The sequence below is a fragment of the Haloleucobacter albus genome, assembly GCF_052492075.1.
In genome coordinates this window covers 102,321-116,247 of the sequence record NZ_JBQWAS010000029.1, presented here as the reverse complement: position 1 = coordinate 116,247, position 13,927 = coordinate 102,321, and the positions used below count along the sequence as shown (strand labels likewise).

Sequence of the window (13,927 nt, the reverse complement as noted above, 5' to 3'; positions counted from 1 at the left end):
AGTCATAGGATGTGAAATAGAGGAGGCAAGGCCTCCACCCTGTTTCGCGCCTGTCTGCATTCGGAGTTCTGCACATGGCCATTTCTGATCTGGCCGCCCGTCCTTTGCCCGTCCGTGCCCGCATGGAGCCTTTGGCGCGCCTGCCGGTGTTTTTCGGGCTTCAGGGGCGTCGGGTTCTTGTGCTGGGTGGCACCAGCGCCGCAGCCTGGAAGGTTGAGTTGCTGTCCGCCGCCGGTGCGGTGGTGGATGCGGTTGCGCCGGAGATGAGCTGCGAGATGGTGCAGGTCGCCGCCTCACCGCCACAGGGGCCAATCACCCTTCATGTTCGGGACTGGTCTGCGTCGGATCTGGAGGGTGCTGCACTGGCGATTGGTGACAGCGCGGATGAGGCCGAGGTGACGCGGTTCGTGGCTGCCGCCCGCGCGGCTGGCGTGCCCGTGAACATGATCGACAATCCCGCCCCCAGCGATTTCACTTTCGGGGCGATCGTCAACCGCTCGCCATTGGTGGTGGGTATCTCCACGGATGGCGGTGCTCCGGTTTTCGGGCAGGCTGTGCGCGGGCGCATTGAGGCGTTGCTGCCGGCCGGTTTCCGGGGCTGGGCCTCGGCGGCCAAGGTCTGGCGGGAAAATGTCTCCGGCCTTTCCACCCGCGCTCGCCGCACCTTCTGGGAGCGTTTCTCGCAGCGTGCTTTGCAGAGGCCGCACAATGTACCGGATGAGGCAGACCGCACCGCCCTTCTCTCAAACCTTGAGAGGGTGGGAGAGGATGCGGGGCGGGGCGGTTCCGTCGTGCTGGTAGGGGCCGGGCCGGGAGACCCGGAATTGCTGACCCTGAAGGCCGTGCGCGCCCTGCAATCGGCTGATGTGGTTCTTTACGATAATCTCGTTTCGTCTGAGGTGCTGGATTTTGCCCGACGCGAGGCGAAGAAGATGCTGGTGGGCAAGATTGGCCATGGCCCCTCCTGCAAGCAGGATGACATCAACCGCATGATGGTGAGCCTTGCCCGTGAGGGCCGCCGCGTGGTGCGGCTGAAGGGGGGCGAGCCGATGATTTTTGGCCGGGCGGGCGAGGAAATCGCCGCCTGCCGCGCGGCGGGTGTGCCGGTCGAGTCCATTCCAGGTATTTCCGCACCGCAAGGGGCCGCAAACCGCCTTCTGACCTCACTGACCCATCGCGATCATGCCCGGCGGCTGCAATTTGTCACCGCTCATGGCCGGGATGGAAAGCTGCCGAAGGATCTGGATTTCAAGGCGCTGAGTGATCCGGCCGCGACAACGGTGGTCTATATGCCCCGGCGCACGCTGGGCGTTCTGGTTGCCGCTCTTGAAATTGCAGGGGCAGACCTGTCCACCCCGGCGCTGGCGATTTTCTCGGCCACGCGCCCAGATGAGAAGGTGGTGGCCGCACCGCTTGGCCAGTTGGAAGCGGCCGTTTCCGCTGCACATGAGGCTGGGGCAGAAGGGCCATGCCTTGTGCTTTATGGCCATGCACTGGCGGAAGCCGCCGCACTGCCGGCGGATGTCTGGCCGGGTGAGGCCGCGCCGATTGCTGCTGTTGCGGCAGGCTGAAGCCGCAGAGGAAACCGTGGGGGCTGTGCAAAATGGAAAAGGGGCCGTAAAGGCCCCTTTTTGATGTTTCAGACCCGGCTCAGGCCGGCATCTGATAATCCAGCCACTTGCCTTGTGGCAGATCATAGATGCGCCCGGTGAAGTCCATCTCCGGCAGGCACATGCGCACAATGGCCTCTGCGGCGACTTCCGGCGCGGGCAGGGTCATCGGATCTTCGCCGGGGAAAGCCTTGGCGCGCATGTTGGTGCGGGTGGGGCCAGGGTTGAATATATTAATCTTGAGCTGGCTGTTGATGCTTTCAGCCGCCCATGTCCGCGCCATCGTCTCAAGGGCGGATTTGCAGATGGCATAGGGCCCCCAATAGGCCTTCGCCTTGTGCGGGGAGCCGGAGGAAACCATCACCACGCGCCCGGCTGGGGCCAATCGCAGCAGAGGATCAAACGAACGCACACAGCGCCAGTTGGCCGTGACATTCAGCGCGAAGGTCGAATCCCAATCCTTGGGGAAGACATGGCCCAGAGGGGAAAGCGGCCCCAGCGTGCCGGCATTGGCCACATAGATATCCAGATGCCCGTATCGCTCGAACAGGGCTGCGCCCAGCCGGTCGATTCCTTCGGAATCCGTCAGGTTCAACGGCACCAGCGTGGTGCTGCCGCCAATGGCCTGAATGGCGTCATCCAGCTCTTCCAGTCCGCCCTGTGTACGTCCCACGGCGATGACATGCGCGCCGGCTTTCGCCAGCGCCAGCGCCGTGGCTGCGCCAATGCCGCGCGTTGCACCGGTGACAAGGGCGACCTTCCCGGCGAGGGGACGATCGGTAACATGCTCGGCAGGGGCCGGGTTCGGCGTGCCGGCGGGGCTGTCAGTCATGAAAGGATCTCAACTTTGTTGGCGGGCTCAAAGCCAGCCGCGCAATTTGAAGAAGACATAGGGCAGAATGCCGGAGAGCACCATGGCTGCAAGTGTGAGCGGATAGGCAAAGCTGACTTGCAGCTCCGGCATGTGGGAAAAGTTCATGCCATAGATGGAGGCGATCAGCGTGGGTGGCATGAGCACCACGGAGAGCACGGCGAATATCTTGATGATATTGTTCTGCTCCAGCCCCACCATACCGATGGTGGCATCCAGCATGAATTGCAGCTTTCCGCTCATGAAGGCTGCATAATCCGAAAGGCCGGCGACATCGCGGCTCATGGATTTGATGGAAATTTTCGATTCCCTGGTCACCGAAAGGCCGGCCGCATCCGCACCCAGGAACGACAGGAGGCGTTGCAGGGAGGCCAGGCTCTCCCGCGTGGCGGAAAGCAGGCGCTCCTTGCGGCCAATCTCGGCGAGAATATCGCGATAACGCTGGCTGGCGTTGCGCCGGTTGCCGTTTTCATCATGATCGAAGACACGCCGGGAGAGGCCATCCACCTCCATGCCGATCTGCTCGAGCATATCGGCGCCACGATCCACCACGGCTTCCAGAATTTCGATGAGAATTTTTTCGCCGGTCACGTCAAGCGGGCATGTGCGGGCCAGATGTGTGGCGACAGCCTTGAACACGCGGGGTTCGGCATAGCGCACGATGATGAGCTGATTGCCGCAAAGAATGAAGGTGACAGCCGTCCCTTCCGCAATCTGTGTATCCGCATCCCGGCAGAGCAGGGAGGCGGTCATGTAACGTGCGCCATTCTGCACATAAAGACGGCTGGATTGCTCGATCTCCACCATCTCTTCATGCGTGGGAATTTCGATTCCCGTCGCACGCTCCACCGCAGCTTCTTCGGCTTCGGTGGGGCAAATCATGTCAATCCAGACCGCCGATGGAAGATCCGGGCTGTTATCGGCCGGAGTTTCCGCTTGCAGATGCCCATCGGCGGGCAGGTAGGAGAGGATCATGGCGTGGGCTTTCGGGCAAACCTGCTTTGGGCATCCCTGTGAAGGGGCACCATGGACGGCCCCTTCTAGCCTTTTTATCCACGCATATGAAACTGCTCGTCATTCCCGGCCTTGCGCCACGCCGGCCGAAGCCGGTGTGGATCAGGCAAAGAGGTGGTCAATCTCCCGAAGGGTGACGATCCGCTTGGGGGTGGTGCCCCCCGTCTGCACGCTCTTGGGCGTGGCGGAATTTACGGTCTGCTGTTCGCCCGCCTGACGAGCGGCAGCGGCAACGGCGGGAATGCCGATCGTATGCCACTGCTGGCTCTGCGCCTGACGCGCGGGATCGTTCTCGAACCGCTGGGACTGCGCCTGCGACGACTGATGGGTGGACATGTCCTTCTCCTTGGCGACACCGTGCCTTCTGCACGGCACCTGAACTTTCAAGACCCCCATCGAATGGGCATGAACTGCGTCAAAACTATGCGCGCGATGCGTCTTCTCTGGGGTCTTGTGGATAGAAGGCACCTGAATGCTTGAGAAACTCCAAACATGCCTGCTGAAAGGTGAGAGCCTGCGGCATTTCTGCAACGCTTCATCAGAAGGCGACGCGCATGTTCGCTCAGCCCTTCAAGCGCGCCGGGCATTGGGTTAATGCAGTTTTGGTTAAGGGGGAGGCTCCCTTACATGGCATGGGGAAGAGACAAGATGATGTGGCGGGCTGCCGGGGCGCTTCTACTCGGATTGGCACTTGGCGGATGTATGAACGCAACCTTGGCGCCAACGTCGGACGGAGTCTTGACATCGCGAGATAAAAAACTGCTCGCGAACAAGCCATACCCGAATGTGAAGCCGCAGGGCCGGTATGCGCGGCATATTGTCGATTATCCGACAAGCAAAAAGCCGGGTACTGTCGTTGTCGATACGCCGAACAAGTTTCTTTATTATGTTCAGGGTGATGGCAAAGCCATTCGTTACGGTGTAGCCGTGGGCGAAGAGGCTCTGGCCTTCCATGGCAATGCCCGTGTGGGCCGCAAGGCCGAGTGGCCGGGCTGGACGCCGACGCCGGAAATTCATCAGCGTATTTCCGGTCTGCCGTCTTATGTGGAGCCGGGGGCGCATAACCCCATGGGCGCGCGTGCGCTGTACCTCTATCAGGGCAAGCGCGATACGCTGTACCGCATTCACGGCACCAATCAGCCGGAATTGATCGGTCAGGCTATCTCTTCCGGCTGCATTCGCATGCTGAATGAAGATGTGATCGACCTTTACAACCGCGTGCCCAGCGGCGCGGAAGTTGTTGTGCTTTGATTGTATCGTGAAGATCAAAAAAGGGCGTCGCATGTGAGTGCGACGCCCTTTTTTGTAGCTGTATGTTTGAGAAAGACCTCTCAGGGCATAAGCGGCTTTGGTGCAGGCAGAGGCACAGGGGCTGCTTGGGCGGTCTGCCGGGCAAGCACGGGCGTGCGGTTGCGGAGTTTCCAGCGGCAAAGCTTGTAAGATTTGCGCCGCTTGGCAAGGTCCACATGAATGTGGTCCTCATGATAGCCATCTGAGCCGGGGCCCAGCACAGTGGCGAATCGTTCGCAGGCGCTCTGCTTCATCGCCAGTGCGAGCGGGGCGGGAAGCCCTGCCTTGATGGTGAAGGTGCGCCCGTCGCTGAGTTCAAATCCACTCACATCCATGGCATTGCCAAAGCCATGCTCGCTGATGCGGGCGCCCTTCTTGCGATTGCGCCCCCGGCAGGCATAGGAGGAGGCAACTTTCAGCATTTCCAGACGCGCCCCGAGTTGTTCCACTGCGGGCGCAAGATCTTCTCGTGTCCAATCCAGAATTGCGACCACCATTTCGCAACTCATTGTGGCTCCGGGTCTGAGGCGAACAAGGTTGCCATCGGCCAGCCTTATACCATCCAGCCGCACCGGCTGGGGCAGAGAGCAGGGGCGGGGCACTTTCAGGTTTTCAACGGCCGCAGCCTCGATCACGCCGGCTTTGACAAGCTCGGTGCAGAGTGCCGGCATCTCGTCTTCCGTTGAAACATGCACGCCACGCACGGTGTTTTGTGCGGCAGCTGTTGCCGGCTGCTGCATGACCGTTTCTGCTGGCGCGCCATCGCGTAGTAGCTCCACCGGGCGGATTGGCGGCATGGGGGCAGAGGCCGGAGCCGCCTCTGCTGATGTGATGATGGCGACTGAAAGCAGGAGGCCAGCCCAAAGCGTGGTGCCTCTGCCCTTGGCAGGGGCGTGGCGCGGGAGATTGCGAGGCGCAGTGACGCCGGCGTTGGCGGAAGCGGATGTCAGCATATCCCGCTCACTTTAATGGGCGATGCCGTGAGGGTCGATCATTCCGTACCCTTCCCGAGAGGTCGCTCACAGTTTGAGGGGCCAGAGGAAAAGCGGAGCTTTGTCAGAAATTCAACCACTGAGTGTATGATCCGTTCTGGATGCGGAGGAGCATGATGTGGAAGCGATGCCTATATCGCGAGGGAAGAAGGTCGCCTTTGGCGCGCTGGAGCCTGCATTTGGCCTTCTTATCCGCTTTTCTCCTCCTTCTGGCATCCTATATGGCGTCCACGAACCAGATTTCGGCAATCTCCGCCGCACAGCTCATGATTGTGTCGTCGGGAGTGGCCTGTTTGGCCAGTGGGATGGGCAGCATTGCCTTTGTGCGATTATGGGAAAATGGCTGGATCGGAATGGGGCGCGCCTGCTGGGCCATAATCATCAGCGCTGCTGTGCTGGCGGGCCCTGTGATTCTGATCGCGCGAGATGTGGCCGGCTCGCAAATGCAGGATGTCTCCACGAATCCTGATGATCCGCCGCGATTTCGGGCGCTGATAATGGCGCATCCGCAAGATATTCTGGCTCTGCTAGGGCTTGAGGAGCTGTCACGTCGCCCGATGAAGAGCGGCGCGTTGAAGACACTTGAAGTGGCTTCTATGCCGGGAGATGTTTTTCAGAAGGTATTGGCAGAAATGCGAGCGCGTGGCTGGCGCTTTGCTTCGGATCTTACTGGAAAGTGTGGGGAAAATCCTGAACTCTGTGTAGAGGCTGTCGCGGACTTCTCTGTAACGCGCCGGACTTTTCACATTGTTTTTCGTGTGCGAGAGGCAGGAGGACTGTCTCTGGTAGATATCCGGCTGGTTCCTAGGGATGCGGGCTCTGGTTTCAGTGAGGGGGAGGCGCTGCTTCAGTCTGTTCTGACAAATCTCAAGCGCCGGATGCAGAGTGGTGATTCCTGAATGGCTTGCTCTTGTCAGGCCGGGAGCGGCTGCATGAGGTCCGGCCCGTCATTATGGACATTGTTCACGGCGCTGGAGACTGGCCAGGATTCAATATCCCGAGCCGGGCAGGGACGTAGCAGTTCATATGGGTCTGGTGCGGTGAGGAAGCTGCTGATGTCGTTGCGTGCCAGAATCACGGGCATGCGATCATGCAGCATTGCAACGGCCTCATTTGCGGGGCAGGTGAGGATGGTGAAAGTGCGTAGCCACTGGCCGGAGGCCGGATCTTTCCAGCCTTCCCATAAGCCTGCTAACGACATGGGCGCCCGGTTTTTGAGAGTGATGTAAAAGGGGCGTTTCGTATTTTCGTGGCGCTGCCACTCATAAAAGCCATCCGCTGGAATGATGCAGCGGCGCTTTTTGGTCCATGCTGCGCGAAAGGAAGGCTTTTCCCGCACAGTTTCGCTGCGGGCATTTATCAGTCGAGCTCCTCCGCTGCTGTCCTGGGCCCAGACAGGGACAAGCCCCCATTTCAGAAGGGAGAGAACGCGGTGTCCGTTTTCCGGATTGCGTCGCAAGACAAGCAGCTTCTGTGTGGGGGCGGCATTGTAACGGGGAGGTGTATTGGGCAGGGGCGCATCTTCCGCCTTCACACCATAGAGGCGTGCATAGGCGGTGGGAGGCATCTGCTGAACAAAGCGCCCGCACATGAGTCAGCGGATCAGGCGATAGTGGCCGGTGATGGAGGGGTCGCCTTCAGTGAAAACCCGCTCTTCTGACACGAGATGTTCCAGATGGGCGAGGACCGTGAGAGAGGCTGCGTCCACCAGGCGCGGATCAAGGCCAATATAAATACCGCGCACCAACTCCTGAATTGTAGAAGCGTTTCGGTCAAGCCCGCGCAGAATCGCAGCTTCGCGAGCCATGCGATGGTCCAGATAGTGTTTGACGAAGGAGGGCGCGTTCTGAACCGGGCCGCCATGGCCGGGCAGGTAGAGCTGTTCGTCACGGTGCCCGAGAATTTCCAGCGAGCGAATATAGTCCCCCATTGCGCCATCCGGTGGTGCGACGATGGAGGTGGCCCATGCCATGACATGATCGCCGGAAAACAGAAGGCCCTCTTCAGCCAGAGCAAAAGCCAGGTGATTGGCTGTGTGGCCGGGGGTAGCGATGGCGCTCAGGGTCCAGCCGGGGCCGGTGATGGTGTCCCCGTGCAGCAAGGTGAGGTCCGGGTTGAAATCCGTATCAACGCTGGCATCCAGCCGGTTGACTTCACCAATATGCAGGGGGCGCGCAGCTTCATGCGGGCCTGCGCCAACTGTGCGCGCGCCGGTGGCAGCCTTGAGAGGGGCGGCGGCTGGTGAATGGTCGCGATGGGTATGAGTGGCGATGATGTGGCTGACCTCTTCCCCCTTCACGGCGTGCAACAGGGCATCAATATGCGCTGGCAAATCAGGGCCGGGGTCGAGGATGGCGACACGACGATGGCCGATAATATAGGTGCAGGTGCCGGTAAAGGTGAAGGGAGAGGGGTTGGGCGCCACGATACGACGCACAAGTGGCGTGATTTGCTCCACCTGTCCGGCGGGAGCATCAAATTCACGCGAAAAGGGAATGTCCGCACTCATGCCTTAAAGCTAGAGCATTTTCGCTTCGACTGAACAAGCGAAAATGGACGGAAGCGCTATGGGGCTTTCCACATTTGTGGCCAGAGGCGATGTTCAAAGCATTGTGCAAACGGGAAAAGCCCGCTGCTTGCGCAGCGGGCTTCCCGATCAAGTCGACCCAGAGGGATCAGAACTTGTAGTTCACGCCAGCCTTGATGGTGTGATACTTGTTGTCGTGCTCAAAGGTCGGGATGTTGGTCAGGATGTTGTTGGTCGCGCCAGCAGCCGTGCCCAGATCGACGTACAGGTATTCAGCCTTGAACGTCCAGTTGTTGGTGATGGCGTATTCAGCGCCACCGCCGATGGTCCAGCCCCAGCGGGTGCTGGAGGAGTCAAGAACGTTCGGGAAGGTCGTGGTGTTGAACTTGGCCTTGCCGTAGGCAGCACCACCGGTGATGTAGGGCATGAACCGGTCGAAGGCGTAGCCGAGACGAGCGCGGATGGTGCCGAAGTAGTCAAGCTTCACGGAAGCCGTGTCACCACCGATCCAGTTCTCGGAGTACTTGGCTTCGATGTCGGACCACTGCAGGTCGGTCTCGAGACCGATCACCACATTGTTGGCCAGCTGATAGTTGTAGCCGATCTGACCGCCAGCGAAGAAGCCGGAGCTGTTCAGATCAACGCCAGGAGCGGTGACGGGAGCCAGAGTGGCGTAAGACACGTTGGTGTCGCCGCCGCCGAAGCCGAAGTTGGCACCGATGTAGAAACCGGTCCAGGAGAACACGGGGGCCGGAATGGCCTTGACCGGATACTTCACCGCCAGATCGGCAGCAGCAGCCGGGACAGTGAGCGCAGCCACAGCAGCAGTGGCGAGAAGGAACCGCTTCATATTATCCCCCTTGATGGGTTTACTACCCGATTTGAATATCGGGCCTCTCGGGTCGTGAACGTCGCCCCCTTGGGCCCGTTCAATGAATGTGGTTGTAGCAGGGTGTCGGCGGAATGTCCGTAGCTTTCATGCCACAGTGAGGAAAAATGGAGAGGCTTCAAACGAGGGAATCGCTACCATGATACCTATTTCACACAATTGCCTTAATTCGCCATGGTTTCGTACCGGTTTGGCGACGGCATTTGTAAATGAAGTGTAAATAAATCTTGCCTGGAGTGTTCTGAAATGGTGTGTCAAGGGGAATCGGGAACTCGGAATGGCTTGGGAGGGTCGTGTCATGCAGTGTAAAAGAAGCCTGAAGTTCGAATGTATTCAGGGTATGTGCAGAAGTCTTCTTGTCGTCGCGGCAGGACTCGCAGGCTTTTGGGGCGGTCCAAATCTGGAGGCGCGTGCGCAATCCATGCCTTCCACATTGAATATGAGTTGTGCCGAGGCTGTAAAACTTGTCGCGAAAGAAGGCGGGGTGGTGCTGCGTACCGGCGAAAACACTTTTGACCGCTATGTGTCGGGTCTCCGGTTCTGTTCCATGGGCGATAGCTTGCGCCCGGAATGGGTGCCAACACGAGACAAGAAGGAATGCTTCATCGGCTACACCTGTTATGTGCCGTCTTTGGATAACAAGTGGGATTGAGGCCTGAGGGCCGGCAATAAAAAAGGCCCGTCTGGTTGACGGGCCTTTTCCTGTTTTTGGGCGGCGTCTGCCTTAGCCGATACCACGCTGCTTCAGAATGCCTTCAATCTCCTCCAGCACCACCGGGTCATCAATGGTGGCGGGAATCGACCAGGCGTCGTGATCGGCAATCTTCTTCATGGTGCCACGCAGGATCTTGCCGGAGCGGGTCTTGGGCAGGCGGTCCACCGTCACAGCCAGCTTGAAGGCGGCGACCGGCCCGATGCGTTCACGCACCAGCCCCACCAGCTCCTTCTCGATGATATCGGTCGAGCGGCGTTCGCCGGCCTTCAGCACTACGAAACCGCAGGGTACTTCACCCTTCAGGGCATCCTTGACGCCGATCACGGCGCATTCGGCGACATCCGGGTGTGAGGCGATCACTTCTTCCATGCCGCCGGTGGAGAGGCGGTGGCCGGCGACATTGATGATGTCATCGGTGCGCCCCATCACGAAGATATAGCCATCTTCATCAATAAAGCCGGCATCTGCCGTTTTATAGAAGCCGGGATATTCGGTGAGGTAGCTTTCGGTGAAGCGCTCATCCTGTTGCCACAGGGTGGGCAGGCAACCGGGAGGCAGCGGCAGCTTTACCACGATGGAGCCCATTTCGCCGCGGGGCACCGGCTTGGCGGCTTCATCCACCACCTGCACATCATAGCCGGGCATGGCTACGGTGGGAGAGCCGAGCTTGATGGGCAGCAGGCCCAGGCCCACAGGATTCGCCGCGATGGCCCAGCCGGTTTCTGTCTGCCACCAGTGGTCCACCACGGGCACGCCCAGCTTTTCTTCAGCCCATTTCACCGTATCGGGATCGGCCCGTTCGCCGGCCAGGAAGAGGGTGTGCATGCAGGAAAGGTCAAGACCCTCCTTGTAGGTGCACTCGGGATCTTCCTTCTTGATGGCGCGCAGGGCCGTGGGAGCCGTGAACAGGGCGGAGACGCGATGCTCGGCCACCACCCGCCAGAATGCACCGGGGTCCGGTGTTCCAACAGGCTTGCCTTCATAAACAATGGTGGTGCAGCCCGCCAGCAAGGGGGCATACACAATATAGGAATGGCCGACGACCCAGCCGATATCGGAAGCTGCCCAGAAAACCTCGCCCGGCTTCACGTTATAGAGGTTCTCCATGGTCCAGGTCAGCGCCACCATATGGCCGCCTGTATCACGCACCACGCCCTTGGGCTTTCCTGTGGTGCCGGAGGTGTAGAGAATATAGAGCGGGTCTGTTGCCGCCACTTCCACACATTCTGCCGCCTTGCCAGCGGCCTTGGCGGCAGCGACAACGGCTGCCCAGTCATGGTCGCGGCCTTCGGTCAGCGCGCCGGGGCCCTGTTCGCGCTGCAACAGCAGGCAGGCTTCGGGCTTTACGGCCGACATGGTAATGGCCAGATCCAGAAGCGGCTTGTAGGGCACCACGCGGTTCGGCTCTATGCCGCAGGAAGCGGCCAGAACCACTTTCGGCTCGGCATCTTCAATGCGGGTGGCGAGTTCCTTGGCTGCGAAGCCGCCAAACACAACGGAATGAATCGCACCGATGCGCGCACAGGCCAGCATGCCGACAAGGGCTTCCGGCACCATGGGCATGTAAACGAGAACGCGGTCACCCTTGCGTACGCCCAGATCCTGTAGAACGGCAGCGAGCGCGCTGACATCGTCTTGCAGTTCAGCATAGGTCACGGTGCGCTTGGTGCCGGTGACGGGGCTGTCATGAATGATGGCGGGTTGTTCGCCGCGGCCAGCCTTCACATGCCGGTCTACGGCATTATAGCAGGTGTTGGCTGTCGCGCCGACGAACCAGCGCCCATAAATGCCAGCCTTTTCATCAAAGACGGCGGTGGCAGGCTTGATCCAGTCGATCTTGCTGGCCGCCTCACCCCAGAAAGCTGACGGATCATTGCGCCAGTGCGCATAGGTCTCAGCATAACGGCTGCTGGTGATCTCTCCCATGGACGTGTTCCTCCTCACGCATTTGTTGGCTTTGTAGTGCAGGTCGGCATTTTACATCGCAAGTGCGCTCTATTGCGTAAGACCTTGGTAGAACATGCCTCCCGCGCGGCGTTCGCACGCGCATGTGCGTGAGACTTTGGTTTTATTATTCTGACGATTGCGCGAACTATAGAGCCTAGCTAATTTCACCCGTCCTGGTTTCACAGGCAATCCGGCCCGGCGGGAAAAAAGCTGCGGGCAGGACGTAACTTTACGCTCCAGGGGGAGATCATGGCGGGCAATATCTTCGATTTTTACCTCGACCGGAATGAAGCCAATTATCGGCCTTTGACCCCCATCGGTTTTCTGGAACGCTCAGCCAGCGTTTTTCCGGAACGCACCGCGATTATCCACGGTTCCCAGCGTTTCAATTATCGCGAATTTTATGAGCGCAGCCGCCGTCTGGCCTCCTCGCTGTCGAAGCTGGGAATCGGCAAGGGCGACACTGTCGCGGTGATGCTCTCCAACGTGCCGGCCATGCTTGAGGCGCATTATGGCGTGCCCATGACGGGCGCTGTTCTCAATTCGCTCAACACGCGTCTGGATGCGGCCATTCTGGCTTTCACCATCGACCATGGTGAAGCCAAGGTGCTCATCACGGATCGTGAATTCTCGCCCATCATGCGCGCCGCGCTGGCCATGTCCGTGCGCAAGCCCATCGTCATTGACTATGATGACCCGGAATATACCGGCAAGGGCGATCGCATCGGCACCTACGAATATGAAGCCTTCCTCGCCGACGGTGATCCGGAATTCGAGTGGAAGGGGCCGGATGATGAGTGGGACGCCGTTTCCCTGAACTACACCTCCGGCACCACGGGTGACCCGAAGGGCGTCGTCTACCACCATCGCGGGGCGCATCTTCTCGCCGTGGGCAATGCGGTGACCTGCGGGCTGGGCAAGCATCCGGTCTATCTGTGGACCCTGCCCATGTTCCACTGCAATGGCTGGTGCTTCCCCTGGTCCATCACTCTGGTGGCGGGTACGCATGTGTGCCTGCGCCAGGTGCGCGCCAAGGCGATGTTTGATGCCATCGCCGATTATGGCGTGACCCATATGTGTGGCGCACCCATCATCATGTCCACGCTGCTGGGCGCCCCGGAAGCCGAAAAGCGTGAGCTGCCCGGCAAGGTGGAGTTCATCACCGCTGCGGCTCCCCCGCCGGAAGCCGTGCTGGCCGCCATGCAGGACGCCGGCTTCAATGTGGTGCATGTGTATGGCCTCACTGAAGTCTATGGCCCCTCCGTGGTGAATGACTGGCACGCCGAATGGGATGAGCTGCCGGCCAAGGAACGCGCCATCAAGAAGGCGCGCCAGGGTGTGCGTTACGCCGCCATGGATGCGGTGGATGTGCTGGACCCGGAAACCATGCAGCCTGTGCCGGCCAATGGCGAGACGCTGGGCGAAGTGATGTTCCGCGGCAATACGGTGATGAAGGGGTATCTGAAGAACCCCACCGCTTCGGATGCGGCCTTCGCCGGTGGCTGGTTCCACTCGGGCGATCTGGGTGTGAAACACGCCGATGGCTATATTCAGCTCAAGGACCGCTCGAAGGACATCATCATTTCCGGTGGCGAGAACATCTCCTCCATCGAGGTGGAAGATGCACTCTACAAGCATCCGGCCGTGAGCGCGGCTGCTGTTGTGGCCAAGCCCGATGAAAAGTGGGGCGAGACGCCGCTGGCCTTCGTGGAGCTGCGTGATGGCGTTTCCGCAACCGCTGAGGAGCTGATCGCCCACTGCAAGCAGCATCTGGCCCATTACAAGTGCCCGCGGCATATCCTCTTTGAGGAGATTCCGAAGACCTCGACCGGCAAGATCCAGAAGTTCCGTTTGCGGACGCTCGCAAAGGAGCTTTGAGCCATTCAGCTGCGGGCCTTCGGGCCCGCAGTTTTTTTTATGGGGCTTGCTGGTCGAATGTCGCGCTTGGGCAGAAAATGCGCGCCCTTTCTAATGTGGCGGGAACAAAAACGTTCTGTGCACTTGCGGCAGCCTTCAATCCTCCGGTAAGGGAGTGGGTCTGCGCTGTTGTCTTTTCGAGAGAAGTGGAGATT

13 protein-coding genes are annotated in these 13,927 nt (G+C 59.9%); 5 read left to right on the top strand and 8 right to left on the bottom strand.

What is annotated here, in order from left to right:
- The first annotated feature begins 74 nt into the window (after positions 1 to 74).
- On the top strand, positions 75 to 1,571 hold the full coding sequence (gene cysG / locus ACT6QH_RS13020) for a siroheme synthase CysG (RefSeq protein ID WP_444975250.1): 1,497 nt from the start codon (positions 75 to 77) through the stop codon (positions 1,569 to 1,571).
- Between the two features lie 79 nt (positions 1,572 to 1,650).
- On the opposite strand, the gene ACT6QH_RS13015 is transcribed toward cysG, so the two are convergent.
- From ACT6QH_RS13015 to ACT6QH_RS13005, 3 genes are all read right to left on the bottom strand, one after another.
- Positions 1,651 to 2,442 carry an SDR family NAD(P)-dependent oxidoreductase gene (locus tag ACT6QH_RS13015; RefSeq protein WP_444975249.1) on the bottom strand — a complete coding sequence of 264 codons (792 nt, stop codon included), beginning with the start codon at positions 2,440 to 2,442 and terminating at the stop codon, positions 1,651 to 1,653.
- Positions 2,443 to 2,469: 27 nt separating this feature from the next.
- The gene (locus ACT6QH_RS13010) at positions 2,470 to 3,456 is read right to left on the bottom strand and encodes a magnesium transporter CorA family protein (RefSeq protein ID WP_444975248.1); all 987 of its coding nucleotides are present in this window, start codon (positions 3,454 to 3,456) and stop codon (positions 2,470 to 2,472) included.
- A 141-nt stretch (positions 3,457 to 3,597) separates the two neighbouring features.
- Positions 3,598 to 3,831, bottom strand: a complete 234-nt coding sequence (locus ACT6QH_RS13005) for a hypothetical protein (RefSeq protein WP_444975247.1) — start codon at positions 3,829 to 3,831, stop codon at positions 3,598 to 3,600.
- A 312-nt stretch (positions 3,832 to 4,143) separates the two neighbouring features.
- On the opposite strand from ACT6QH_RS13005, the gene ACT6QH_RS13000 reads away from it, so the two are divergent.
- Positions 4,144 to 4,746 (top strand): L,D-transpeptidase, encoded by a 603-nt coding sequence (locus tag ACT6QH_RS13000; protein ID WP_444975358.1) that lies wholly within the window; start codon positions 4,144 to 4,146, stop codon positions 4,744 to 4,746.
- Between the two features lie 80 nt (positions 4,747 to 4,826).
- Here the strand turns inward: ACT6QH_RS13000 and ACT6QH_RS12995 are convergent, their stop codons facing one another.
- Positions 4,827 to 5,738 (bottom strand): extensin-like domain-containing protein, encoded by a 912-nt coding sequence (locus ACT6QH_RS12995; protein WP_444975246.1) that lies wholly within the window; start codon positions 5,736 to 5,738, stop codon positions 4,827 to 4,829.
- Positions 5,739 to 5,935: 197 nt separating this feature from the next.
- Here ACT6QH_RS12995 and ACT6QH_RS12990 point away from each other — a divergent pair, with 197 nt between their 5' ends.
- Positions 5,936 to 6,676 carry a hypothetical protein gene (locus tag ACT6QH_RS12990; RefSeq protein WP_444975245.1) on the top strand — a complete coding sequence of 247 codons (741 nt, stop codon included), beginning with the start codon at positions 5,936 to 5,938 and terminating at the stop codon, positions 6,674 to 6,676.
- Positions 6,677 to 6,690: 14 nt separating this feature from the next.
- On the opposite strand, the gene ACT6QH_RS12985 is transcribed toward ACT6QH_RS12990, so the two are convergent.
- From ACT6QH_RS12985 to ACT6QH_RS12975, 3 genes are all read right to left on the bottom strand, one after another.
- A complete protein-coding gene (locus ACT6QH_RS12985; protein ID WP_444975244.1) occupies positions 6,691 to 7,368 on the bottom strand; it encodes an SOS response-associated peptidase in 678 nt (225 codons plus the stop codon).
- 3 nt (positions 7,369 to 7,371) lie between these two features.
- Entirely contained in the window at positions 7,372 to 8,286 is a 915-nt protein-coding gene (locus ACT6QH_RS12980; RefSeq protein WP_444975243.1) for an MBL fold metallo-hydrolase, read from the bottom strand.
- 166 nt (positions 8,287 to 8,452) lie between these two features.
- On the bottom strand, positions 8,453 to 9,154 hold the full coding sequence (locus tag ACT6QH_RS12975) for an outer membrane protein (protein ID WP_444975242.1): 702 nt from the start codon (positions 9,152 to 9,154) through the stop codon (positions 8,453 to 8,455).
- Positions 9,155 to 9,470: 316 nt separating this feature from the next.
- Between ACT6QH_RS12975 and ACT6QH_RS12970 the strand changes: the two genes are divergently transcribed.
- The gene (locus ACT6QH_RS12970; RefSeq protein WP_444975241.1) at positions 9,471 to 9,845 is read left to right on the top strand and encodes a hypothetical protein; all 375 of its coding nucleotides are present in this window, start codon (positions 9,471 to 9,473) and stop codon (positions 9,843 to 9,845) included.
- A 72-nt stretch (positions 9,846 to 9,917) separates the two neighbouring features.
- Here ACT6QH_RS12970 and ACT6QH_RS12965 read toward each other — a convergent pair whose 3' ends face one another.
- On the bottom strand, positions 9,918 to 11,834 hold the full coding sequence (locus ACT6QH_RS12965) for a propionyl-CoA synthetase (protein ID WP_444975240.1): 1,917 nt from the start codon (positions 11,832 to 11,834) through the stop codon (positions 9,918 to 9,920).
- Positions 11,835 to 12,104: 270 nt separating this feature from the next.
- On the opposite strand from ACT6QH_RS12965, the gene ACT6QH_RS12960 reads away from it, so the two are divergent.
- Positions 12,105 to 13,733, top strand: coding sequence for an acyl-CoA synthetase (locus tag ACT6QH_RS12960; protein ID WP_444975239.1), 1,629 nt, complete (start codon positions 12,105 to 12,107; stop codon positions 13,731 to 13,733).
- Positions 13,734 to 13,927: the final 194 nt, after the last annotated feature.